General features: G+C 70.2%; 19 protein-coding genes. 6 read left to right on the top strand and 13 right to left on the bottom strand.

The genetic code is table 11. The features are described 5' to 3' along the window. Positions 1-62: 62 nt before the first annotated feature. On the bottom strand, positions 63-1,610 hold the full coding sequence (locus ACT53U_RS15625) for an efflux transporter outer membrane subunit (protein WP_476156611.1): 1,548 nt from the start codon (positions 1,608-1,610) through the stop codon (positions 63-65). 129 nt (positions 1,611-1,739) lie between these two features. On the opposite strand from ACT53U_RS15625, the gene ACT53U_RS15620 reads away from it, so the two are divergent. After that, positions 1,740-2,399, top strand: a complete 660-nt coding sequence (locus ACT53U_RS15620; RefSeq protein WP_476156609.1) for a TetR/AcrR family transcriptional regulator — start codon at positions 1,740-1,742, stop codon at positions 2,397-2,399. Positions 2,400-2,405: 6 nt separating this feature from the next. Here ACT53U_RS15620 and ACT53U_RS15615 read toward each other — a convergent pair whose 3' ends face one another. Together ACT53U_RS15615 and ACT53U_RS15610 are read right to left on the bottom strand one after the other, a co-directional pair. Further along, positions 2,406-3,776, bottom strand: coding sequence for an L-serine ammonia-lyase (locus ACT53U_RS15615; protein ID WP_476156607.1), 1,371 nt, complete (start codon positions 3,774-3,776; stop codon positions 2,406-2,408). Beyond that, positions 3,773-4,930, bottom strand: a complete 1,158-nt coding sequence (locus ACT53U_RS15610; protein WP_476156605.1) for a M20 aminoacylase family protein — start codon at positions 4,928-4,930, stop codon at positions 3,773-3,775. The genes ACT53U_RS15615 and ACT53U_RS15610 overlap by 4 nt, the downstream gene beginning before the upstream one ends. A gap of 176 nt (positions 4,931-5,106) precedes the next feature. Between ACT53U_RS15610 and ACT53U_RS15605 the strand changes: the two genes are divergently transcribed. After that, positions 5,107-6,030 carry a LysR family transcriptional regulator gene (locus ACT53U_RS15605; protein WP_476156603.1) on the top strand — a complete coding sequence of 308 codons (924 nt, stop codon included), beginning with the start codon at positions 5,107-5,109 and terminating at the stop codon, positions 6,028-6,030. Here the strand turns inward: ACT53U_RS15605 and ACT53U_RS15600 are convergent, their stop codons facing one another. Both ACT53U_RS15600 and ACT53U_RS15595 read right to left on the bottom strand, forming a co-directional pair. After that, a complete protein-coding gene (locus ACT53U_RS15600) occupies positions 6,031-7,068 on the bottom strand; it encodes a threonine aldolase family protein (RefSeq protein WP_476156601.1) in 1,038 nt (345 codons plus the stop codon). Between the two features lie 45 nt (positions 7,069-7,113). Continuing rightward, positions 7,114-7,680 carry a helix-turn-helix domain-containing protein gene (locus ACT53U_RS15595; RefSeq protein ID WP_476156599.1) on the bottom strand — a complete coding sequence of 189 codons (567 nt, stop codon included), beginning with the start codon at positions 7,678-7,680 and terminating at the stop codon, positions 7,114-7,116. 339 nt (positions 7,681-8,019) lie between these two features. Here ACT53U_RS15595 and ACT53U_RS15590 point away from each other — a divergent pair, with 339 nt between their 5' ends. The 4 genes from ACT53U_RS15590 (at position 8,020) to ccoG (ending at position 13,799) form a co-directional block, all read left to right on the top strand. Further along, entirely contained in the window at positions 8,020-8,916 is an 897-nt protein-coding gene (locus tag ACT53U_RS15590; RefSeq protein WP_476156598.1) for an NAD(P)-dependent oxidoreductase, read from the top strand. 17 nt (positions 8,917-8,933) lie between these two features. Further along, positions 8,934-10,463: an aldehyde dehydrogenase family protein gene (locus ACT53U_RS15585; protein WP_476156596.1), complete on the top strand. Its 1,530-nt coding sequence runs from the start codon at positions 8,934-8,936 to the stop codon at positions 10,461-10,463. A gap of 41 nt (positions 10,464-10,504) precedes the next feature. Next, positions 10,505-11,863: a DUF3100 domain-containing protein gene (locus ACT53U_RS15580; protein ID WP_476156594.1), complete on the top strand. Its 1,359-nt coding sequence runs from the start codon at positions 10,505-10,507 to the stop codon at positions 11,861-11,863. A gap of 523 nt (positions 11,864-12,386) precedes the next feature. After that, a complete protein-coding gene (gene ccoG, locus ACT53U_RS15575) occupies positions 12,387-13,799 on the top strand; it encodes a cytochrome c oxidase accessory protein CcoG (RefSeq protein ID WP_476156592.1) in 1,413 nt (470 codons plus the stop codon). Positions 13,800-13,806: 7 nt separating this feature from the next. Here ccoG and ACT53U_RS15570 read toward each other — a convergent pair whose 3' ends face one another. The 8 genes from ACT53U_RS15570 to ACT53U_RS15535 all read right to left on the bottom strand — a co-directional run bounded on the left by ACT53U_RS15570 (position 13,807) and on the right by ACT53U_RS15535 (position 23,029). Beyond that, complete coding sequence (locus ACT53U_RS15570; RefSeq protein WP_476156590.1) at positions 13,807-15,192, bottom strand: aminotransferase-like domain-containing protein; 1,386 nt, start codon at positions 15,190-15,192, stop codon at positions 13,807-13,809. 132 nt (positions 15,193-15,324) lie between these two features. After that, positions 15,325-16,764, bottom strand: a complete 1,440-nt coding sequence (locus ACT53U_RS15565) for an amidase family protein (protein WP_476156588.1) — start codon at positions 16,762-16,764, stop codon at positions 15,325-15,327. A 9-nt stretch (positions 16,765-16,773) separates the two neighbouring features. After that, positions 16,774-18,159: a glutamine synthetase family protein gene (locus ACT53U_RS15560; RefSeq protein ID WP_476156586.1), complete on the bottom strand. Its 1,386-nt coding sequence runs from the start codon at positions 18,157-18,159 to the stop codon at positions 16,774-16,776. Between the two features lie 60 nt (positions 18,160-18,219). Then, positions 18,220-18,945: a type 1 glutamine amidotransferase gene (locus ACT53U_RS15555; RefSeq protein WP_476156582.1), complete on the bottom strand. Its 726-nt coding sequence runs from the start codon at positions 18,943-18,945 to the stop codon at positions 18,220-18,222. Between the two features lie 28 nt (positions 18,946-18,973). Further along, positions 18,974-20,089, bottom strand: a complete 1,116-nt coding sequence (locus ACT53U_RS15550; protein ID WP_476156581.1) for an ABC transporter ATP-binding protein — start codon at positions 20,087-20,089, stop codon at positions 18,974-18,976. 17 nt (positions 20,090-20,106) lie between these two features. After that, positions 20,107-21,204 (bottom strand): ABC transporter ATP-binding protein, encoded by a 1,098-nt coding sequence (locus ACT53U_RS15545; protein WP_476156579.1) that lies wholly within the window; start codon positions 21,202-21,204, stop codon positions 20,107-20,109. Beyond that, positions 21,201-22,061 (bottom strand): carbohydrate ABC transporter permease, encoded by an 861-nt coding sequence (locus ACT53U_RS15540; RefSeq protein WP_476156575.1) that lies wholly within the window; start codon positions 22,059-22,061, stop codon positions 21,201-21,203. The genes ACT53U_RS15545 and ACT53U_RS15540 overlap by 4 nt, the downstream gene beginning before the upstream one ends. Then, positions 22,058-23,029: a carbohydrate ABC transporter permease gene (locus ACT53U_RS15535; RefSeq protein ID WP_476156573.1), complete on the bottom strand. Its 972-nt coding sequence runs from the start codon at positions 23,027-23,029 to the stop codon at positions 22,058-22,060. Before ACT53U_RS15535 ends, ACT53U_RS15540 begins: the two co-directional genes overlap by 4 nt. Between the last annotated feature and the right edge of the window lie 58 nt (positions 23,030-23,087).

Genomic DNA, 23,087 nt, shown 5'->3' with positions numbered 1-23,087 from the left:
TCTCGGGTTCATCCGACGGCGCCGTCACGGCCGGCCGTCGTCGTGTTCGATGCCGAGCGCGGTCAGCGCCCGTCCTTGTTCTCGGCGGCCGCGGCGACCTCGGTCGTCGCCGGTTCCTCGACGCGGTTCCACCAGCCGCCGCCGAGCGCCTGCATCAGCGCCGCGGTGTCGGCATGACGCTGGGCCTGTGCCTTGACGCGGGCGATGCGGGCGTTCTGGTGCGACTGATCGGCGGCGAGGACCGACGTCCAGGTGGTGGCGCCGGCCTTGTACTGGCTGCGGGCGATCTCGAGACTGCGGCGTGCCACGGACTCGGCCTCGGTCTGGGCCGCCAGCGACTTGGCGTCGGCCTGGATGGCCCGCAGCGCGTCGGCGACGTTCTGGAACGCCTTCAGCACCGTCGAGCGATACTGCGCGGCGGCCTGATCGCGGGATGCGATGGTCGATTCGCGGGCATGGGCCAGCGCACCGCCGCGGAAGATCGGCTGCGCCACGCCGGCGGCGAGGCTCCAGGCCGCCGTCTGCGGGCCGAAGAGTTCGTTCGGCGACAGCGCCTGCGAGCCCCAGGCGGCCGACAGCGTCAGCTTCGGCAGCATGGCGGCGGTCGCGACGCCGACCTGAGCGTTGGCGCGATGCAGCGTCTCTTCCGCCGCGAGCACGTCGGGACGCTGGCGGACCAGCGACGACGGCAGGCTGAGCGGCAGGCGATCGGGCAGGCGCAACGCGTCGAGCGCGACGCTCTCGCCACGATCCTCCGACGGCAGACGCCCGAGATAGACCATCAGCAGGTTGCGGTTCTGCCCGAGCTGCTTCTCCAGCGCCGGCAGCGCGACCTTCGTCTGGGCGAGGTTCGATTCCTGCAACAGCACGTCGGTCTGGGCGACGGCGCCGAGGGCGAACTGCTGCCTGAGGAGACCGAGCTGCTCCATCTCGGAGCGGATGATGTCCTTGGTCGCGGCGATCTGGGCACGCAGCGAGGCATCGGTGATGACGGTGGCGACGACGTTGGCCGACAGCGCCAGCCGGGTCGCCTCGAGCTCGAGGCCCTGCTGGCGGGCGGTGGCCTCGAGCCCCTCGATCTTGCGACGCTCGCCGCCGAAGACGTCGAGGTCGTAGGAGACCGAGACCGAGGTCCCCGTCAGATCGAAGAGCGAACCGTGGCCGCGCTGGCCGTTCTGGGCCGGCGAGGCGCCGATACGCTGCTGGTTGCCGGAGAACGAGGCCTGCGGCAGCAGCGAGCCGGCCTCGGAGGCGACGTTCTCGCGCGCCGCCTTCAGCGCCGCCTGGCCGGCGGCGATGTCGGGGTGGTTGCGCAGCGCCTCGGCGACCAGCGCGTCGAGCGTCTTGGAGCGGTAGAGCTTCCACCACTCGCCGGGAATGTCGCGGCCGACCTCGAAGCGCTGGGCATTGCCCGCGGCACCCGGCGCACCGGTGGTGCCGGCCGGCGTCGCTTCGCGGGTGTAGCCGCCCTGCGGCGCGGGCGGCGCCTCGAAATCGGGGCCGACGGTGCAGCCGGCGAGCGAAACCGAGAGCCCGGCGACGAGGAGCGCCGAAAGGGCGGGGCCGCGGCCGGCGGAACGGAGGGAGCACCACGTCGAAAGAAGGGTCATGTGGATCTCGACAAAAATTGAACTGAGACGTACAGTTCAGTTTCGATCCCAACATGATGGGCATCGCTTCCGCCGTCAAGCCCGGATATGAGGACGGAGGGACGGAAACGAAGAATCGGGGAGAGGACGATGGACAGCGGAAACGCCACCTGCGAGGAGACGGCGGCGGCCACGCTCAGGCCGAAGGCGCGCCGCGTGCTCGAGGCGGCGTTGGAGCTGTTTCTCGAACGGGGCTACGATCAGGTCTCCACCGAGATGATCGCGCAGGCGGCGGGTGTCTCGAAGGCCACGGTCTATGCCTATTTCCCCAGCAAGGAAGAGCTCTTCTCCGAGGTCGTGCTCGGCCGTTGTTCCGAACTGACCATGCGGATCGCCATCCCCGAAACGATTCCGGAGGACTTCGAACGCTCGCTGGTCGAGGTCGGCTGCTCGCTGCTCGAGGTCTTCGCCGACGAGCTCGGCGTTCGCCTCTATCGCCTGCTGGTCGGCGAGGTGCACCGCTTCCCCAAGCTCGCGCTGTCGTTCGAGGCCGCCGGTCCCTCCGACATCGAGAGCCGCATGGCGGACTATTTCCGCCGGGCGACGGAGGCCGGCACGATCGCCACCACCGACATCGCGATGGCGACCGATCTCTATCTGTCGCTGATCCTGGGGAGCCTGCCCTTCGATCTGGCGCTCGGCCTGCCGTCGTGGGACGACGCGCGCAACCGCGCCCGCATCGAGGCGGCGGTCGCGCTGTTCCTCCGCGGCGTCGGAGCGTTGGCGCCGGCGGCACGCCCGGCGCGCTGATCGCCCTCAGCAGTCGACCACGTTGACGGCGAGGCCGCCGCGCGAGGTCTCCTTGTACTTCGACTGCATGTCGGCGCCGGTCTCGCGCATGGTGACGATCACCTCGTCGAGCGAGACGAAATGGGTGCCGTCGCCGGCGAGCGCCAGCGTCGCCGCGGCGATCGCCTTGATCGCGCCGAAGGCGTTGCGCTCGATGCAGGGGATCTGCACCAGCCCGGCGATCGGGTCGCAGGTCATGCCGAGATGATGCTCCATGGCGATCTCGGCGGCGTTCTCGACCTGCGCGTTGGTGCCGCCGAGGGCCGCGGCGAGCCCCGCCGCCGCCATCGCCGCGGCGACGCCGATCTCGCCCTGACAGCCGACCTCGGCCCCCGAGATCGAGGCGTTGCGCTTGAACAACCAGCCGATCGCCGCCGCGACATGGAGGAAGCGCCTGAGTCCGTCGGGACCCACTTCCGGGCGGAAGTCGCGGGCATAGCGCAGCACCGCCGGCACCACGCCGGCCGCGCCGTTGGTCGGCGCGGTGACGACCCGGCCGCCGGCGGCGTTCTCCTCGTTGACCGCCATCGCCCAGGCGCCGACCAGATCGAGCGCCGAATGGGGCGGCAGCGCCGTGGCCGCGGCATTGCCGAGGCGGCCGGCGAGCGCACGGGCGCGCCGCTTGACCTTCAGACCGCCGGGCAGTTCGCCCTCGGTCGCGAGGCCACGGTCGATACAGTCGAACATGGCGGCGAGCACCCGGTCGACATGGGCCTCGACCTCCGCCTCGGAGCGCTGGGCACAATCGTTTTCCCGCGACATCGTCGCGAGATCGAGCCCGGCGGCCCGCGCCCGCTCCAGCATCTCGTCGGCGTCGTCGAAGGGATGGGGCACCGCGGGACCGTCCGCCTCGCCCGCCACACCGTCGTCGCCGTGACGGCGGACGAAACCGCCGCCGGTCGACAGCCAGATCTCCTCGGCGACGACGTTGCCCACCGCGTCACGGGCGGCGAACTTCAGCGCGTTGGGGTGGCCCGGCGACGGCGTCTCGTAGTCGAAGACGATGTCGCGGTCGGGGCGGAAGGGGATGTCCCGCGCGGCGCCGAGGGCGAGAAGGCCCTCCTCTCCAGCGCGGCGGACGATCGCCTCGGCACGGTCGGGATCGACGGTCGCCGGCCATTCGCCGGCGAGGCCGAGGATCACGGCGCGGTCGGTCGCGTGTCCCTTGCCGGTGAAGGCGAGCGAGCCGTAGAGCGTCGTCGTCAGCGAGGCGACGCGGGCGATCTCGCCGCGCTCCGCAAGGGCTGCGACGAAACTCGCGGCCGCCCGCATCGGTCCCACGGTGTGGGACGACGACGGGCCGATGCCGATCTCGAAGATCTCGAAGATACCGATCATCGCGGCAGGATACGCTCGACGAGGGCGATCCACCACGACGCGCCGAGGGCGAGCGCGGCGTCGTTGAAATCGTAGAGCGGATTGTGCAGCGAGGCGCTGTGCTCGGCATCGCCGACGCCGAGGAAGCCGTAGGCGCCGGGCTTTTCCTGCAGCATGAAGCCGAAGTCCTCGGCCGCCATCGACGGCGCGCAGTCGGCGTTCACGGCCGCCTCGCCGAGCACGGCGCGGGCGGCGGCGGCGGCCTCCGCCGCTTCTGCGGGCGTGTTGATGGTCGCGGGGTAGCGGCGCTCGTAGCGCAGTTCGGCACGGGCGCCGTGAGCGGCGGCGATGCCTTCGCAGAGCTCGCGCATCGCCGTCTCGATCCGGTCCTGGACCTCGGGCGACATCGACCGCGTGGTGCCGCGCAGGATCACGCCGTCGGGCACGACGTTCCAGGTGTCGCCACCGTGGAACTGGGTGACGGAGACGACGGCACGCTCGAGCGGGCTCAGGCGACGGGCGACCACGGTCTGAAGGGCCGTGACGATCTCGGCGCCGACGACGATCGGGTCGATGCCGGTCTCCGGCATGGCGCCGTGGCAGCCCTTGCCGTGGACCTCGATCTCGAACGTGTCGAAGGCCGCCATCATCGTCGCGCCGTTGACGCCGAAGGTGCCGAGCGGCATCGCCGGCCAGTTGTGCAGACCGAAGATCCGATCACAGGGGAACTTGTCGAAGAGCCCGTCGGCGATCATGCGGCGACCGCCGCCTTCGTTTTCCTCCGCCGGCTGGAAGATCACCCGCAGCGTGCCGGCAAAGCTCCGCGTCGCCGCGAGATGGCGGGCGGCGCCGAGCAGCATGGTGGTGTGGCCGTCGTGACCGCAGGCGTGCATGCGGCCGGGATGGCGCGAGGCATGGGGAAGCCCGGTCTTCTCGGTGACGTGCAGCGCGTCCATGTCGGCGCGCAGGCCGACGGTCGGGCCGGTGCCGACCACGAGCGTGCCGACGACGCCGGTGCCGCCGAGACCGCGATGGACTTCAAAACCGTCCTCGGCGAGGCGCGCCGCGACGAAGTCCGCGGTGCGGAACTCCTCGAAGGCGGTCTCGGGATGGGCGTGGAGATCGTGCCGCCAGGACCGCATGGTGGCGAGGAGGGCGTCGTCGAGTTTCACCATGCCGGTCTTTCCCGTTCGAGAGGGCGTCTTCGGCCGTCGCGAGCAGCGGGCCGATTGCTCATCTTTCGAGCGTGCCACGAGGAAGGCATGCCCGGCATGCCCATGGATCTGTCCTTCGGTTGCATTTCGTGCAACAGTCGGCGACCTCACCACCGCGACGGGAGCGCGGCGCCGCCATGGACGACCAACGCATCGCCTATCTCTTCGAAACCGTCCGTGCCGGCAGCATCCGCGCCGCGGCGGAGCGGATGCGGGTCAACGCCTCGACGATCAGCCGACAGATCGCCCTGGTCGAGAAGGACTTCGGCACCCCGATGCTGGAGCGCCTGTCGCGCGGCATTCGGCCGACCGAGGCGGGGCGCATGCTGGTCGACTGGTGGGCGACGCAGCAGGCGGCCCGCGCCGACGTCGAGGAACGGATCCGCGAGCTGCGCACCTCCAGCCGCGGCACGGTGCGGCTGGTGATCGGCGAGGGCTTCGTCGGCGATCTGCTGTCGGGGCCGTTGCAGGACTTCTGCCGCATCCATCCCGGCATCGCCATGTCGATCGAGGTGATGGCGACGGCCGACATCGTCCGGGCGATCACCGAGGACGAGGCGCAGGTCGGGCTGGTCTTCAACCCGCCCTTCGACGAGCGGCTGCATTCGACGGCGCGGATCCGGTCGTCGATCCGCCTGCTGGTCAACCGCGCCCATCCCTTCGCCGGCTCGGATCGCCATCCGACGCTGGCCGAGCTCACCCGCGAGCGGGTCGGCTTCCTGACGCCGGCCTTCGGCGTGCAGCGGGTGATCGACGCGGCGCTGCGGCGGGCGGAGGTCGCGATCGATCCGATCATGCGGACCAATTCCTTCACCCTGCTGCGCCGCTTCGTCGCCTCCGATCTCGGCGTGGCGCTGATGCCGGCCTTCGTCGCGGTGCCGGAGATCGAGGACGGGAGCGTGGTGGCGCTGCCGATCGACGACGCGACGCTCGAGACCGCCGAGATCCACATCGTCACCCGCCACGGCCGCCAGTTGCCGGCGGCGGCGATGAAGTTCCTGTCGCATCTGCGCAGCCGGCTGCGCGCCTTCGGCGGCGCACCGGGCGAGACGCCGGTCTGATCAGCCCGCCGCCACCGCGCGGAGGTCGGCGATCAGCGCGTCGACCCGCGTCGGCTCGGCGTCCCAGGCGAACATGAAACGCGCGCCGCCGCCGATGAACGTGTAGAAGCGCCAGCCGCGTTCGCGGAGCGCATCGAGCGTCGTCTCCGGCGCCGACAGGAAGACGGCATTGGCCTCGACCGGGAAGAGCGGGCGGATGGTCTCGAGATCGGCGATGCCGTCGGCGAGACGGCGGGCGCAGGCGTTGGCGTGCGTCGCGTTGCCGAGCCAGGCGCCGGTCTCGATGATCCCGGCCCAGGGGGCGGCGAGGAAGCGCATCTTCGAGGCGAGCTGACCAGCCTGCTTGCAGCGGTAGTCGAAGTCGCGGGCGAGCGCACGATCGAAGAACAGGATCGCCTCGCCGAGCGCCAGCCCGTTCTTCGCGCCGCCGAAGCACAGGACGTCGACGCCGGCCTTCCAGGTGATGTCGGCGGGCGAACAGCCGAGGCTGGCACAGGCATTGGCGAAGCGGGCGCCGTCCATGTGCAGGCGCAGACCGAGCTCGCGGCAGACCGCCGAGATCGCCCGGATCTCTTCGACCGTATAGACGAGGCCGGTCTCGGTCGGCTGGGTGATGGTCACCGCCGCGGGCTTCGGGAAGTGGATGTCGCGGCGACTGGTGGCGAGTGCTCGCACCGCCTCGGGCGTCAGCTTGCCGCCGTCGGTCTCGACCACCAGCAGCTTCGAGCCGTTGGAGAAGAACTCCGGCGCGCCGCATTCGTCGGTCTCGACATGGGCGGTCGAGGTGCAGATGACGCTGTGGAAGGACTGGCAGAGCGCGGCGAGCGCCAGTGAATTCGCCGCCGTGCCGTTGAAGACGAAGAAGACCTCCGCCTCGGTCTCGAACAGGCCGCGCAGGGCGTCCGACGCCTTGGCCGTCCACGGGTCTTCGCCATAGGCGAAGGCGTGGCCGGTGTTGGCGGTGATCATCGCGGCGACGGCCTCGGGGCAGGCCCCGGCATAGTTGTCGCTGGCGAATTGCTGCGGTTCCCGCACCATGATGGTCGCTCCGGGTCGTTCCGTGTCGATGAAAGGGTGTTTGGCTCAGGCGTGGATCACCACGAGCAGCGCGCGGGCCGACGTGGCCCCGACCTGGGCGATGCGATGGGGGACGTCCGCCGGATAGCGGGCGATCTCGCCGGCCTCGACGCGGCGGACGTCGCCGCCGCTCGTCACCTCGAGCACGCCGTCGAAGACGGTGACGTGTTCGAAGGCGCCGCGCTGGTGCGGCGGGCTGTCGAGCTGGCCGCCGGGGTCGAAGGTCAGGTCGTACCACTCGGTCGTGCCGGCATAGTGCGGCGGCGACAGGATGCGCAGGGCGCAGAGCCCGTCGCGCGTCCGCATCTCCGGCACGCCCTCGTGCGGGATCACCTCGATACGGCTCGCCAGAGCCCCGACGCCCGCGCCGGAGGTCAGAGCGCCGATGTCGACGTCGAGCGCGCGGGTGATGCCCCAGAGCACCGCAAAGGTCGGATTGGCGAGTTCGCGCTCGATCTGCGAGAGCATCGACTTCGACACGCCCGAGGTCGCCGCCAACTGGTCGAGCGTCATGCCGCGCGCCAGCCGGGTGGTGCGGATGATCGTGCCGATGGCGGGGACTTCGCTGGACATGGGGATGCTCCGTTTCGTGGCGAGTTCAATATATCGAACTCATCCGCTTTGCAAGACACCGGAGAACCCGTAGAGCGGCGGCCTTGCGGAGACCTCTTCCGGCCATCGGCGCCGAAATCGGAGCAGATACCGCCCTGACACGAGGCCGCGCGCGATGATCATCCGCACGTTGCGGGGCCCTTCGGCCATGGAAATTCCAATATACGAAACCTCACGAGGAGGCCGTAGCCGCGCCGACCACGCGCACCGTCCGGCAGTCGCTGCCCAAGCGTTGCGCACGATGCAACATTGGGCGTTCGCGCCTCGTGTGCCGCGTTCCGCCGGGTCCGGTTAGCGTTCATGGATCGGACACAAGGGGAGCCGCACATGGCGACGATCGGCATCGTGGGTTTGGGCAACATGGGGCGCGGCATGGCGCTGACCCTGCAGCGCAAGGGCCATCGCGTCCTCGGCACCGACGCCTCGCCGGCGGCGCGCGCGGCACTCGCAGCGGAAGGCATCGAGACCCACGACGGGCTCGCGCCGCTGACCGCCGCAGCCGACGTGCTGGTCCTATCGCTGCCGACGGCGGAAATCGTCGAAGCGGTGGTCGCCGGCCCCGACGGCATCCTCGCCCATGCCCGCGCCGGGCTCACGATCGTCGACACGACGTCCTCGCATCCCGATACCTCGCGACGCATGGCCGCCCGTCTGGCGGAGGCCGGCATCGACTTCGTCGACGCGCCCGTCAGCGGCGGGCCGAAGGGCGCGATCACCGGCACCATGACCATGGTGCTGGGCGGCGACGACGTGGTGGTGGCCAGGGTCGAGCCGATCCTCGCCGACATGAGCGCCAAGCGCGTCCACATCGGCCCGGTCGGCGCCGGTCACGTCTGCAAGATCGTCAACAACCTGCTCTGCGCCGCCCATCTCCTGACCGGTGCCGAGGCGATGCGGATCGCCCGCGAGGCCGGCGTCGATCCGGCGCGGCTGCTGGAAGGCCTCAACGGCGGTTCCGGCCGTTCGGGCGTGACGCTGGTCAACTTCCCGACCTGGATCCTCAACGGCGCCTTCGATTCCGGCTTCACCATGAAGCTGATGCGCAAGGACGTCCGCCTCGCCGCCCAGCTCGTCGGCGAACTCGGGCTCGACCTGCCGATGACGGCGGAAACCGCACGGCTGTGGGCCGAGAGCGCCGAGACGATCGCCGACGGCGAGGACTTCAACCGCATCGTGGACCTGCGGCAGAGCCGCTGAATTCGGAAGGCCGATCGATGACCCTCTTCATGGACCCCCGCCTCGCCGAAGTGCTGGCACCGCTCTGGCCGAAGGACGCGCCGATCGGCTCTCTCGTCGGCGGCCGCATCATGGTCGGCACCGGGGAGCCGGTGACCGTCGCCGATCCGGCGACCGGCCGCACCCTGCTCGCCTATCCCGATGCCGGGTCGGAGGTGGTGGCCGCCGCCGCCGAGGCGGCGCGCACCGCGCAGATCGAATGGGCGAAGCTGACCGGCTTCGCCCGCGGCCGCGTTCTCCAGGCGGTCGCTCGCGCCATCCTCGCCGAGGTCGAGCCGTTGGCGCGGCTGGAATCGCTCTCGGCCGGCAAGCCGCTGCGCGACGCCCGCGTCGAGGTGACCAAGGTCGCCGAGATGTTCGAGTACTACGCCGGCTGGGCCGACAAGTTCCACGGCGACGTCATTCCGGTGCCGACCTCGCACCTCAACTACACCCGGCACGAGCCGATGGGCGTCGTCCTGCAGATCACGCCGTGGAATGCCCCGGTCTTCACCTGCGGCTGGCAGCTGGCTCCCGCTCTTTCGATGGGCAACGGCGTGCTGCTGAAGCCGTCGGAGCTGACGCCGCTCTCCTCGATCGTCGTCGGCCTCCTCGCCGAGAAGGCGGGCCTACCGAGCGGCCTCGTCAACGTGCTCGCCGGCTTCGGCCACACCACCGGCCAGGCGGCGATCGCAAACCCCGTCGTCGCCAAGGTCGTCTTCGTCGGCTCGGTGCCGACGGGGCGGCGCATCGCCGCAGCCGCGGCCGAGCGTCTTCTCCCTTGCGTGCTCGAACTGGGCGGGAAATCCGCCAACATCGTGTTCGAGGACGCCGATCTGGCGCGCGCCGCGATCGGTGCCCAGGCGGCGATCTTCTCCGGCGCCGGGCAGAGTTGCGTCGCCGGCTCGCGTCTTCTGGTGCAGCGCTCGGTATATGACCGTTTCGTCCGGATGGTGGCGGACGGCGCGGCCAAGCTGAAGGTGGGCCGCCCCGACGCGACGGACACGGAGATCGGGCCGATCAACAACGCCAAGCAGTACGACCACGTCCTTTCGATGGTGCGCGAAGGCATCGCCGCCGGCGCCCGCGTCGCCGCCGGTTCCGACGGCACGCCGGCGGACGAGGGCTATTTCGTGCGCCCGACCGTGCTCGCCGACGTCGACAACGCGATGTCGGTGGCGCGCACCGAGATCTTCGGACCGGTGGTCGTCGCCATTCCCTTCGACACGGAAGAGGAGGCGATCGCCATCGCCAACGACACCGAGTTCGGTCTCGCCGGTGCGGTGTGGACGCGCGACGTCGGTCGCGGCCACCGGGTCGCGGCGGCCGTCCGGGCCGGCACCTTCTGGGTCAACTCCTACAAGACCATCAACGTCGCCTCGCCCTTCGGCGGCTACGGCTCGAGCGGCTACGGTCGGTCGAGCGGCGTCGAGGCGCTGCACGAATACACCCGCGTGAAGAGCGTCTGGGTGGAAACCGCCGCCGAACCGGCGGTCGCCTTCGGCTATGCGCCGGGCGTCAGGGATTGAGAAGAACAGGCAATCGTCAGTCGAAGATCGGGGGATCGAACATGAGCAGCATCACCACGGCGGAGCCGGCAGAACCGGCAGGCCCGTCCCGGGCGGCACTGATGACGAAGATCTTCGTCATCGCCGCCGTCATCGTCCTCGCCGCCGAGACGATCGGCAACGTCGCCATTCCGCTCGGCGGCCCCTACAAGGTGGTGCTGATGCCGCTCCTGTGGGCGCTGCTGATCGGCCTCGCCTTCGGCATCGCCGCACAGCGCATGCCCAAGGGCTTCGCCCTCGACGCCGGCCAGCAGCACCTCGCCGCCGCCGTGCTGCAGCCGGCGCTGCTGCTCTTCATCGCCAAGCTCGGCCTGTTGGTCGGCGGTTCGCTGCCGAAGATCCTCGCCTCCGGCTGGGCGCTCGCCTTCCAGGAGTTCGGCCACTTCTTCGGCACGATGGTGTTCGGCCTGCCGATCGCGCTGCTGCTCGGCATCAAGCGCGAGGCGATCGGCGCCACCTTCTCGGTCGGCCGTGAGCCGAGCCTCGCCATCATCGGCGAGAAGTTCGGCATGGACGGACCGGAAGGCCGCGGCGTTCTCGCCGAGTACATGACCGGCACGATCTTCGGCGCGATCTTCATCGCCATCTTCGCCGGCTTCGTCACCAGTCTCGGCATCTTCGATCCGCTGGCACTGGCCATGGGCGCGGGCGTCGGCTCGGGCTCGCTGATGGCCGCCGCCTCGGGCGCCATCGCCGCGCAGCAGACGCCGGAAGTGGCCAAGGAGGTCGCCGCCTTCGCCGCCGCCTCCAACCTGATCACCACCACCATCGGCACCTATTTCACGCTGTTCCTGTCGCTGCCCTTCACGATCTGGGCCTACGGCGTGCTGGAGCCGATCCTCGGCCGCTTCTCCAAGGTCGACACCTCGAAGGCGGAGGCTCCGGCCGCGGCGTCGAGTGCTCACGTCGACACGAAGTTCTCGCCGCTGGTGCTGCTGGTGGTGTGGATGATCGCCGGCGCCATCGCGCTGATCGGCAACACCATCACCTACAAGACGGCGCTGTCCTTCGACGTGCTGATCGGCCTCTTGCTGATCCTCGCGCCGGTGGTCGTCGGCTACGCGATCTACGTCGGCACCCGCGGTCTCGTGCCCGCGGTCGTCTGGGTGTCGCTGGTCGCCATGGCCATGACCCATCCGGCGATGCCCTTCGCCGCCCAGGTCACCGCCTTCACCTCGAAGATCAACTTCGTGGCGCTGGCGACGCCGCTGCTGGCCTTCGCCGGCCTGTCGATCGCCAAGGACCTGCCGGCCTTCCGCGCGCTCGGCTGGCGCATCGTCGTGGTGTCGCTGATGGCCAATGCCGGCACCTTCATCGGCGCCGTGCTGATCGCCCAGTTCCTCATGCACAAGCCGGTCTGACGAGACCGCGCTCGGCGCGAAGACCGAACGGCCCGCAGGAGATCGTCCTGCGGGCCGTTTCGCGTTTCGGGTCGTGCGTCGGGCGCCGTCGTCGAGGGCATCGCCACGGCGACCGAGGTCTCGACCATCGGCATCGCCTACACGATCGCCGTCGCGCCGGTGATCTATCGCGACGGCCTGACCTGGCGCTCGGTGATCACCTTCGTGCCGTGGCTCTCGATCGGCTTCCCGTGAGCCGGGCCGGGATCGGCCGACGATCCGACATCGTGGTTCGACCGGGACGGCCCGGGGGCACGCCCCGGGTCCTTCGCCGTTTCGGTGCGACCGGCGCCGGCGTGCGGCGAAGACCCCGCCCCGGATCGTCGCCCGCTCGCCTCGACTTCGCGACATCTTGCCGCGCTTTTGTGATCGTACGCATACAAAACTATTATTGTATGGTTCAAGCATCGATGCGGCCGACCGCCGTGCAGGACGATGTCTGGAGATCACGATGCGCAGAGACGGCGTCGAGGAACGCGGGGGCATGCCCCTTCGCCTGGAAGAGACCAAGATCTATCCCGCGGCGGTCCGCGGGACCTTCCGGCGGTTGAAGTGGATGCTCCTGACGATCGCTCTCGCGATCTACTACCTCTTGCCTCTGTTGCGCTGGGACCGCGGGCCCGGCCGGCCCGATCAGGCCGTCCTCTTCGACTTCGCCGCCCAGCGCTTCCATGTCTTCGGCATCGAGATCTGGCCGCAGGAAGTCTATTACATCACCGGCCTGCTGATCCTGGCCGCCTTCGCGCTGTTCCTCACCACGGCGCTGGTCGGGCGTGCGTGGTGCGGATATCTGTGCCCGCAGACCATCTGGACCGACCTGTTCCGCGCCGTCGAGCGGTTCTTCCAGGGCGAACGGCGCGAGCAGATGCGCCGAGACGAAGGCCCCTGGACCTTCGATCGGCTGTGGCGCAAGGCCGCCACCCATGTCCTGTGGTTGGTGATCGGCGTCGGCACCGGTGGCGCCTTCGTGCTCTATTTCACGGATGCCCCGACGCTCCTCGCCTCGCTCTTCACCCCGGAGGCTCCGGCGCTGGCGTGGATCTGGATCGGCATCCTGACCGCGACCACCTACCTGCTGGCGGGGTTCTCGCGCGAACAGGTCTGCCTCTACATGTGCCCGTGGCCGCGGATCCAGGCGGCGCTCACCGACGAATGGGCGCTCAACGTCACCTATCGGTGGGATCGCGGCGAGCCGCGCGGCAGCCTCAAGGCGACGGAGACGGCGCGCGCCGCCGGCCGACCGGGCGGCGACTGCATCGACTGCGGCCGTTGCGTCGCGGTCTGTCCGACCGGCGTCGACATCCGCCATGGGCTGCAGATGGGCTGCATCCAGTGCGGCCTGTGCATCGACGCCTGCGACGAGGTGATGATCCGGATCGGTCGCGAACCCGGTCTCGTCGCCTACGATTCCGACATCAACGTCGAGCGCCGCAGACGGGGCGAAGCTCCCCTCTACCGGCCGATCCGGCCGCGCACGGTGATCTACGCGGCGCTCATCCTGGGCATCGGCACGGCCCTCGCATGGACCTTCGCCACGCGCCCGAACGAGATGGTGTCGGTACGGCACGATCGCAATCCGATCGCCGTCGCCAACTCGGACGGCTCGATCCGCAACGCCTACACGCTGCGGATCTCGAACATGGCGCCGCACGAACGCGTCTTCGAGGTCTCGGCGGCACCGCTGCCGGCGGGCGCGCGGCTCGAGGCGGACGGCGTCGCACGTACGTCCGTCGACGTCCTGGCCGTCGCCGTCGGTCCCGATCGAACCCGCGAGATACGCGTGCGCGTCACCGTGCCCGCCGACGAGACGGCCGCCCCGCGTCGGCCGCTGGTCTTCACTGTGCGCAGCGCCGGCGCGCGCGATCTCGTCGCCGAGGACGTCTTCGCACGGCCCTGAGGCCCGATCAGACGATCGCCGGCGCCTCGGTCGGGGGGCGGGCGATCGTCTGCGCGACGAGGCGCAGTGCTTCGCCCAGGCGCTCCCGCTCGCCCACGCCGCCGAGCGACAGGCGCACCGTATCGGGGGCGCCGCGCCCGGCGACACAGAACGCGTCGGAGGCCGCCACGCCCAGACCCTGGTTGCGCACGATGCCGGCAAGGCGATGGCGCTCCCAACCGTTCGGAAGCGGCAGCCAGAGGTGGAGGCCGCAGGGGTGCGCCGACGCACCGGGCAGAATGCGCGCGGCCAGAGACTGGCGCAGTTGCGCCTCTCGCCGCACGCCGTCGAGGATGTCGCGCGCCAGGCCGATGCCGATCCAATGGGTCGCCAGAGCGGTCATCAGGGGCGCCGGCATGCGGCACACCGCGGTGAGCGCCGTCACCACGGGGTCGACGTCGACGCCGTCCGGGGCGACGACATAGGCGGTCTGCAGGCCCGGCGTCAGGGTCTTCGACAGCGTCGCCACGTACCAGGTGCGTTCGGGAAGGCGCGCCGCCATCGGCGCCGGAGCCGATCCGAGGGCGAGGAGCGCATAGGGGTCGTCCTCGACGAGCGTGAGATCGAGCCGCCGCGCGACGGCGGCGATCGCCTCCCGTCGCCCTTCCGACATGGTCGCGGTCGTCGGGTTCTGGATGGTCGGGGTGAGACAGACGACCCGTGCTCCCGACGCCCGCGCCGCCGCCTCGAGTGCGTCGGCACGCAGGCCGTCGTCGTCGGATGCGACCGGCAGCAGCCGCAGGCGGCAATGCCGCGCCGCGGCGATCAGGCCCGGATAGGCCAGAGGCTCGCACAGCAGGACGCCGTCGGCCGGAACCAACGTCGACAGGAGCGCCACCAGCGCGGTCTGCGCGCCCGCGCTGACGACGATCCTCTCGGACTCGACACCCGGCAGGAGCGGGCGCAGCCAAGCGGCGCCGGCGGAGCGCTCGGCGCGCGAGCCGGGACCCAGATGGTAGCTCATCAGGTGATTGGAATCGGTACGCGCCAGGATCTCGTCGATGCCGGTGCGAATGGCGTCGCCGAGCCGGATGCCGAGAGGTGGCGGCGGGATGTTCATGCCGAGATCGATCGGCGGCCCCGCCGTCTCCGGCGTCTGCGAGACGAAGGACCCGCGCCCGGTGACGGCATCGAGCAGACCGCGGCGGCGGGCCTCGGTATAGGCACGGGTGATGGTGGTGAAGTCGACGCCGAGCACCTCGGCGAGCCGACGCTGCGGCGGCAGACGATCGCCCGGACGGAGCGCGCCTCGTTCGACGCTCGCCTCGATCTGCCGAACCACCTGCAGGTAGAGAGGATCACCGTTCGGATCGAGCGGATGCACCCAATCGAGCGCTTCAGTCGCCCGCGCCATTCGACAACCCTCGAAATCATACATGCATTCGACACATTGTATGTTCCGAATGATCGCCTGTCGAGGGTGCCGGATCGCCGCAGATCGGCTTCGCCGAGCCCCCCCGGGGGGGGCGTCACGGCGGGCAGGGGCTCACGACGCGGCGGGCCACCGTCGGTGGAGCGGTCGCCGCCGTTCGATCGCCGCCGCGGCGCGCAGCACCGTCGCCTCGCCGCCCACCCGGCCGATGATCTGCACGCCGACCGGCAGCCCGTCGACGAAGCCGATCGGCACCGACGCGGCCGGCTGACCCGTCATGTTCCAGGGATGGGTATAGGGACACCAGTCCCACGCCTCGGCCGGGAAGCCCTCCGGCGTATCGCGGCCGATGGCATAGGGCGGCACCGGCATCACCGGGCCGACGAGCAGGTCGAAACGCTCGAAGAACAGTTTCGACGCGGCGGCAAGCGCCATGCGGTTCTCCATGGCGCGGAAATAGTCGGGGAGCGACACCCGCCGGCCGGCTTCCGCCACGCTGCGGATCAACGGATCGACGAGATCGCGCAAGGGCTCGGGCGCGGCGTCGGCCGTCGCCATGCAGGCGGTCTCCCAGAACACCCGGAAGGGCACGAAGGGATCGACCGGCCAGACCGGATCTTCCGCCTCGACCCGCGCCCCGGCATCGGCGAGGAGCGGCCCGGCCTCGGCGACGAGCGCGTCGACGCGGGCGTCGACGAGCGGTGCGGCGCAGCCCAGACGCGGCGACACGGCGATGCGGAGATCGCCGAGATCGGGATCGCCGAGATCGCCCGGGGCCGCGAAGGCGATCGGCCAGGCGAAGGGATCGCGCGGTTCCGGTCGGCTCATCGCCTCGAGCATCAGGGCCGCGTCGGCGACGGTGCGAGTCATCGGGCCGACCACCGACATCGGCATGTCGATGTCGGGCGGAAAGGCCGGGACCCGGCCGAAGCCGGGCTTCAGTCCGAAGGTGTTGGTGGAAGAGGCCGGAATGCGGATCGAGCCGGCGCCGTCGGAGCCGACGGCGAGCGGGCCGATGCCGCAGACGAGCGCCGCCGCCGCGCCGCCCGACGAACCGCCGGGGGTGCGGCCGACGTCCCAGGGATTGGTGGTCTCGCCGGTGAGCGGGCTGCGGGTCACCACCTTGCAGCCGGATTCGGGCGTCGTCGTCTTGGCGAGGAAGACGACGCCGGCCTCGCGCAGTCGGGCGACGCAGGGGGTGTCCTCGGCGCTCGGACCGACGTCGGCGAGGGTCAGCGAGCCGCGTCGCCGCGGCCAGCCCTTCACGTGGGAGAGGTCCTTGACCGTCGCCGGCACCCCGTCGAGGGGCGACAGCGGCCGCCCCGCCCGCCACCGCACCTCCGACGCCTGGGCTCCAGCGAGCGTCGCCGCCCGATCGACGTGGGCGATCGCGTTGATGCGCGGATCGATCGCGTCGATGCGGTCGAGGAGTGTCGCGGCGACCTCCACCGGTGAGAGCGACAGCCGGCGGAAGGCCGCCGCGAGCTCGCCCGCGCCGAGGCGGGCGATCTCGTCGGAAGGGTGGCCTGCGGGAACGGAGGCGGGTTCGGACATCGCGGGCTCTCAGTAGAGGTCGAAATACTCGGCGAGCTCGGCGGCGGGGATCTCGTCGCGCAGGCGGGCGGTCTCCTGCCGCTTCATGGCGAGATAGACCTTCACGAATTCCTCGCCGAGCATGTCGCGCAGCGCCATGTCGGCCTCGAAGGCGTCGAGCGCGTCGTCGATCTCGGTCGGCAGCTTGGCGTAGCGGCTGTCGTCCTCCTTCGGACCGGAGCCCGCCGGCATCAGCTCGCGTCCCTGCATCACGCCGAGCAGACCCGAACCGATGATGCTGGCGGCGGTGAGATAGGGGTTGGACAGGGCGGCCGGCGTGCGCACCTCCATGTGAGTCGCCTGATCGTGGCTCGCCTTGATGCGGCAGCTGGCGGTGCGGTCCTGGATGCCCCAGGAGATGTTGGAGGGCGCATAGGTGTGCGGCCGAATGCGGCGATAGCAGTTCGGCGTCGGGCTCCACACTGCCATGGCGGCACGGGCATGGTCGAGCACGCCCTGGATGAAGCTCTTGAAGGTCTGCGACATGCCGTCCGGATCGGCCGGATCGAAGAAGATGTTGTCGCCGGTGTTCTGGTCGAGCAGCGAGACGTGGAAGTGCGAGCAGCTGCCCGACAGGCCCTTGTAGGGCTTGGTCATGAAGGTGGCGAGGAGACCGCGCTTGGCGAGGAACTCCTTGACGGTGTTCTTGAAGACGAAGGCGCGGTCGGCGGCGGCGATGCCGTCGAGGGCCGAGTAGTTGATCTCGACCTGTCCCGGCCCGTGCTCGACGTTCCAGGTGATGATGTCGATGCCCTGGGCATCGAGCACCTCGATCAGTTCCTCGATCGCCGGTTCCTGATGGGTGCGGGCGGTGGCGAAGATCGGCTGGCCGCCGAAGATCGGCTTCCGCGTCGCCGCGTCGACGACGTAGAACTCGTACTCGTGACCCATCTTGACGGTGTAGCCGAGCGAGGCGGCGAGCGAGAGCATCTTCTTCAGGAGGATGCGCGGCGCGGCGAGCTGCGGGCGGCCGTCGTACCACATGGTGTCGCAGATCACCCGGCCGGTCTTCTCCAGCCACGGCACCGGCGTCAGCGTGTCCTGATCGACCACCATGACGCAGTCCTGGTAGTTCATCTCCTCGTTGTAGCCGGAGTTCTTGACCGGCACCGAGCCGCTGTCGAGGGCGACGGTGCCGCCGTAGAGGTTGAGGCCGGTGCGCATGTAGCCGGCGACGTGCTCGATCGGGATGGTCTTGCCGCGGCTCATGCCGGCCATGTCGGCCATCTCGAAGCGCAGTTGATCGAACCCGGCCGCCTTCACCTTCTCGACGAAGGCGGCGGCCTCCTCGCGGCTCGAAAGCGTCAGGCGCGGGGCGTGGGCCGTCTGCGGGGTCTCTTCGATCAGGGCCTTCATGGGGATCTCCGATTGTCTGCGGGTGCGCGCGGTCTCGCGCGGGAAAGGGGAGCGACGAGGTCAGGCGGCCGGGGTCGCGAGGACCGCGGCGAGGTTGTCGTCGATGCGGCGGGCGGCCTCGCGGAAGGCCGGCAGCTTCGGCCCGACCCGGGCCTCGAGCCGCATGGCCTCCTCACGGCCGAGCGCCGCCTCGAGGCTCTCGGCATAGGCGGGGATGACCTGCCATTCGGGCACCGTCGCCGGGGTGATCTCGACGTGGTACTGGAAGCCCCAGGCGTGCCGCCCCCAACGGATCGCCTGGGTCGGACAGGCGGCGTTGGCCGCGAGCACCACGGCGCCCTCGGGCAGGCGGGTGATCTCGGCGCCGTGCCACTGGAAGGTCTCGATCGTATCGGGGAAGCCGGCGAGCAGGCGGTCGGCGAGGCCGGCCTCGGTCAGCCGCACCTCGGTGAAGCCGACTTCCGGCGCCGCCATCGGGCCGACCTTGCCGCCGAGCGCCTCGGCGAGGAGCTGATGGCCGAGGCAGATGCCGAGATAGGGCCGGCCGAGGTCGCGCACCCAGGTGGCGATCGCCCTCTTCTCGTCGACGAGCCAGGGCAGCTCCGCCTCCTGCCAGACGTCCATCGGCCCGCCCATGACGACCATCAGATCGAAGTCGGCGAGGTCGGGGATCGGCTCGCCGGCGTCGAGTTCGACCGGAACCCAGTCGTGTCCCTTCTCGGCCCAGAACTCGCGGAAGATCCCGGGGTGTTCGACGGGGACGTGTTGGAAGACGAGAATGCGCATCGGACTGTCTCCGTGATTGTCTTCGCCTTCAGGCGAGGCGGCGGCCGTCGACCGTGTCGAAGGCGAGGAAGGGGGCGCCGGTCGGGGTGAGGCCGACGGCCTCGCCGAGGTGCAGGGCGCGGGCGACGCCGGCCGCGACGACGATGCGCAGATCGGCCTCGGCGTTGCGCACCGTCAGAGTGGACTCGAGCCCGAGCGGCTCGACGTCGACCACTTCGCCGCGGATCGGCGCCATCGCCGGATCGCCGAGCACCAGATGCTCCGGGCGGATCCCCGCCTCGAAGGCGCCGGTGCCCTCGGGCAGGGAGGTCGCGAAGGTGCCGGCCATCGGCAGTACCGCCCCGGCGAGGCGCACGCCGCCGTCGACCGTCTCGGCGGCGACCAGATTGATCTCCGGCGCGCCGACGAAGCGGGCGACCTCGCGATCGACCGGATCGTCGTAGAGCACCTGCGGTGCGGCGATCTGGACGACGCGGCCGGCGCGCAGCATCACCACGGTGTCGGCCACCGCCATCGCCTCGGCGAAGTCGGGCGTGGTCATCAGGAAGGTGCGCCCGAGCTCGCGTTGCAGCCGCTTCAGCTCGGCGCGCAGCTCGATGCGCAGCATGGCGTCGAGGCTGGAGAGCGGTTCGTCGAGCAGGAAGATCGCCGGATCGCGCACCAGCGCACGACCCAGGGCGACGCGCTGACGCTCGCCGCCCGACATGGTCTTGGGGAGACGCCCCATGACATGGGCGATGCGCAGCGTCGCGGCGATCGCCTCGACCCGTTCGCGGATCGTCTCCGCACCGAGCCGGCGGATCTTCAGCGGACTGGCGATGTTGTCGAAGCCGGTCTTGTCGGGATAGAGCGCCAGATTGTCGAAGATCATGGCGACGTCGCGGTCGCAGGGCTCGAGCGCGCCGACGTCGCGGTCGCGGATGGCGACGAGGCCGGCGTCGGGCCGATCGAGACCGGCGACGAGCCGCAGCGTCGTCGTCTTGCCGGCACCCGCCGGGCCGAGGATCACGGTGAGCGAGCCCTCGGGCACGACGAAGCCGACGTCGTCGAGGGCGCGGGTCTGGCGGAAGGTCTTGCCGAGCCCTTCGATGCGCAGGGCCGGCGGCGGCGGGGTGGATCCTGACGTGACGGACGTGTGGGTCATCTTCGTTCCTAGATCCGTCAGGCGGTGAGCCGGCGACTGGTCTCGCCGCTGAACAGGACGAGAGCGGTGGGATCGATCACGAGACCGACCTCGGCGTTCTCCGGCGGGCATCCCAGCGTCGGCACCAGCGCCTTAAGCCGCACGCCGAAGACCTCGACGGTGACGACCGCCTGCGGCCCGCGCGGCTCGACCAGAACCGCCCGGCCGGCCAGCGCCGACGACGCGCCCGACACGAGCCGGATCGCCTCCGGCCGTACGCCGAGAACCACTTCCGAGGCGACGTCGCGGCCGTGGGCGCCGGGCACGTCGCCGATCGGCAGCCGGAAGCCGCCGCGGGCGAAGATCGGCGCCTCGTCCGGCCCCTCGATGCGGCCGCGCAGCAGGTTCATCGGCGGCGAGCCGAGGAAGCCGGCGACGAAGACGTGGTCGGGGCGATCGTAGATCTCGGCGGTCGGGGCGACCTGCCGGATCTTGCCGGCGCTCATCACCGCGATGTGGTCGGCGAGCGACAGCGCCTCGATCTGGTCGTGGGTGACGTAGACGATGGTGAGGCCGATCTCCTTCTGCAGCCGGCGCAACTCGCGTCGCATCGCCTGCCGGGCGGCGGCCTCGAGGTTGGAGAGCGGCTCGTCGAGCAGCAACAGCGCCGGCCGCGTCACCAGCGTGCGGCCGATGGCGACGCGTTGCAGCTCCGAGCCGCCGAGATCGCGCGCCTTGGCCTTCAACCGGTCGCCCATGCCGAGCATCTCGGCGACCTCGCCGACGGCGCGGTCGATCTCGGCCCGGTCGCGGCCGCGCACCTTCAGGCCGAAGGCGAGATTCTCGCCGACGGTCATGTGGGTGAAGACGGCGTAGTCCTGGAAGACGAGGCCGATGTTGCGCTTGCCCGGCGGCACGCCGACGACCGAGCGGCCGTCGATCAGGATGTCGCCGTCGGTCGGCTCCTCGAGCCCGACGATCATGTTGAGCGTCGTCGACTTGCCGCAGCCCGAGGGGCCGAGCAGCGCCACCGTCTCGCCGGCCGCGACGCGGAGATCGACGCCGTCGACCGCCGCCACCGAGCCGTCGGAGAATTCCTTCTTGAGGCCGACCAGTTCGAGTTTGGGTCTCGTCATCTCTTCACCGCTCCGAAGGTCATGCCGCGGGCGAGGTGGCCCTGGATGAGGAAGCCGGCGACCACCAGCGGCAGCATGGCGAGGACCGCGAGCGCCGCCTGGACGCCGTAGAGCGTGCCCGCCGTCGCCGTCACGTATTTGGCGAGCTGGACCGGGATGGTGATGACGTCGGTGTAGGAGAGCACCAGCGCGAACATGAATTCCGACCAGTTGAGGATGAAGATGAACATCGTCGTGGCGAAGAGACCGCCGCGGATGAGCGGGATCGTCACGGTCAGATGGGCCATCAGCCGCGAGCGGCCGTCGATCATCGCAGCCTCCTCGATCTCGCGCGGCAGTTCGTCGACGAAGCTCTTCAGCATCCAGGTCGAGAACGGCAGCGTCACCGCGACGTAGATGGCGATGAGCCCGCCGTAGGTGTCGATCGTGCCGACCGAGGAGAAGATGATGACGAAGGGCACCGCGATCGCCGCCGGCGGGAACATGCGGCCGGAGAGGATGATCAGCGCCGTCGACTGACCGCCGCCGCCGTAGCGCGAGATGCCGATCGCCGAGAGGAGGCCGATCGCCACGGAGAGCACGGTCGCGATCACCGAGGCGAGGATCGAGCCGCCGACCGCCGCGGTCGCCGCCTGGCTGACGCCGCCGACGCCGTAGACGCGCAGCGCTTCCGGATCGAACAGGGTCTGGAAGTTCACCAGGGTCGGATGGCTGGAGAACCAGATCGCCGGCGCGGCGTTCCAGTCGGTCGGGGGCTTCAGGGCCGTCGAGACGATCCAGAACACCGGGAAGAGCGTCACCACCAGCGATGCGACGAGCACCAGCGCGAGCGGCCAGCCGAGCGGACGGGCGTTCATCGGCGGGTCTCCAGCAGTTGGTCGCGCACCGGCATCAGCAGCAGGTGGATGAGCAGGAGCGTGCCGACCAGCACGAGGAAGGCCGCCGCGGCGCCGTAGGCGAGCTGGAAGTCGGCGAAGGCGAGCTTGTAGATGTAGAGGCTGATGGTCTCGGTCGCCGTGCCCGGCCCGCCGCGCGTCAGCATGAAGACCTCGTCGAAGAGCTTGATGATCTCCATCGAGCGGATGACGAAGGCGACGATGATCACCGGCTTCAGCATCGGCAGGACGACGCGCCAGAAGATCTGCCGCGGGCTCGCCCCGAGGATCATCGCGGCACGCACCGGGTTTTCCGGGACGGCGTTGAGGCCGGAGAGCAGGATCAGGAAGAACAGCGGCGTCCAGTGCCACACCTCGGTGACGATCACCGCGATGGTGGCGAGCGGCGCCGAGCGGAACCATTCGAGCATCGCCGCCTCGCCGAAGAGCAGCGCGATGATCTGGTTCACCGGCCCGTTCGACTGGAACAGCATCCAGAACGTGTAGCCGACCACCACGGGCAGGATCATCATCGGCGTCAGGAAGGCCGAGAACAGCACCGCCTTGCCGCGGAACTCGCGCATGAACAGCACCGCCAGCGCCAGGCCGAAGGTGAATTCCAGCGACAGGCAGACGACCGAGATCAGCAGCGTGCGTACCACCGCCTCGAGGAAGCGGGTGTCCCACACCAGGAGCTCGGCGTAATTGTCGAAGCCGACGAAATTCGCCTGGACGAGCGAGCCGCGCGTCGGCGACCAGTCGGTGAAGCTCATGTAGAAGGCGACGAGCAGCGGCACCACCAGCACCAGGAGCGAGATCACCTGCCCCGGCAGCGCGAGGATGCGGGCGACCGAGTTCGGGCGGGCGGCCGTCTTCGCGGTGGCGACGGCGGCGGTCGCGGCGGCCGGATCGGGTTCCCGGGCGGGCCCGGGATCGGGATTGAGGCTCATGTCGGCTCCTGCGGATGGCGGATCTGCCGCATCACCGCACCGGCGGAGAGGTCCGGCG

This window comes from Pinisolibacter sp. DMC19, from assembly GCF_056313985.1.
Note: the sequence above shows the minus strand (reverse complement) of the source record. Positions and strands in the feature narration are given on the sequence as shown.

Excerpts from the sequence above, each read along its gene's own strand:
- ACT53U_RS15625 (WP_476156611.1), bottom strand. The coding sequence starts at position 1,610 with ATGACCCTTCTTTCGACGTGGTGCTCCCTCCGTTCCGCCGGCCGCGGC.
- ACT53U_RS15620 (WP_476156609.1), top strand. The coding sequence starts at position 1,740 with ATGGACAGCGGAAACGCCACCTGCGAGGAGACGGCGGCGGCCACGCTC.
- ACT53U_RS15615 (WP_476156607.1), bottom strand. The coding sequence starts at position 3,776 with ATGATCGGTATCTTCGAGATCTTCGAGATCGGCATCGGCCCGTCGTCG.
- ACT53U_RS15610 (WP_476156605.1), bottom strand. The coding sequence starts at position 4,930 with ATGGTGAAACTCGACGACGCCCTCCTCGCCACCATGCGGTCCTGGCGG.
- ACT53U_RS15605 (WP_476156603.1), top strand. The coding sequence starts at position 5,107 with ATGGACGACCAACGCATCGCCTATCTCTTCGAAACCGTCCGTGCCGGC.
- ACT53U_RS15600 (WP_476156601.1), bottom strand. The coding sequence starts at position 7,068 with ATGGTGCGGGAACCGCAGCAATTCGCCAGCGACAACTATGCCGGGGCC.
- ACT53U_RS15595 (WP_476156599.1), bottom strand. The coding sequence starts at position 7,680 with ATGTCCAGCGAAGTCCCCGCCATCGGCACGATCATCCGCACCACCCGG.
- ACT53U_RS15590 (WP_476156598.1), top strand. The coding sequence starts at position 8,020 with ATGGATCGGACACAAGGGGAGCCGCACATGGCGACGATCGGCATCGTG.
- ACT53U_RS15585 (WP_476156596.1), top strand. The coding sequence starts at position 8,934 with ATGACCCTCTTCATGGACCCCCGCCTCGCCGAAGTGCTGGCACCGCTC.
- ACT53U_RS15580 (WP_476156594.1), top strand. The coding sequence starts at position 10,505 with ATGAGCAGCATCACCACGGCGGAGCCGGCAGAACCGGCAGGCCCGTCC.
- ccoG (WP_476156592.1), top strand. The coding sequence starts at position 12,387 with ATGCCCCTTCGCCTGGAAGAGACCAAGATCTATCCCGCGGCGGTCCGC.
- ACT53U_RS15570 (WP_476156590.1), bottom strand. The coding sequence starts at position 15,192 with ATGGCGCGGGCGACTGAAGCGCTCGATTGGGTGCATCCGCTCGATCCG.
- ACT53U_RS15565 (WP_476156588.1), bottom strand. The coding sequence starts at position 16,764 with ATGTCCGAACCCGCCTCCGTTCCCGCAGGCCACCCTTCCGACGAGATC.
- ACT53U_RS15560 (WP_476156586.1), bottom strand. The coding sequence starts at position 18,159 with ATGAAGGCCCTGATCGAAGAGACCCCGCAGACGGCCCACGCCCCGCGC.
- ACT53U_RS15555 (WP_476156582.1), bottom strand. The coding sequence starts at position 18,945 with ATGCGCATTCTCGTCTTCCAACACGTCCCCGTCGAACACCCCGGGATC.
- ACT53U_RS15550 (WP_476156581.1), bottom strand. The coding sequence starts at position 20,089 with ATGACCCACACGTCCGTCACGTCAGGATCCACCCCGCCGCCGCCGGCC.
- ACT53U_RS15545 (WP_476156579.1), bottom strand. The coding sequence starts at position 21,204 with ATGACGAGACCCAAACTCGAACTGGTCGGCCTCAAGAAGGAATTCTCC.
- ACT53U_RS15540 (WP_476156575.1), bottom strand. The coding sequence starts at position 22,061 with ATGAACGCCCGTCCGCTCGGCTGGCCGCTCGCGCTGGTGCTCGTCGCA.
- ACT53U_RS15535 (WP_476156573.1), bottom strand. The coding sequence starts at position 23,029 with ATGAGCCTCAATCCCGATCCCGGGCCCGCCCGGGAACCCGATCCGGCC.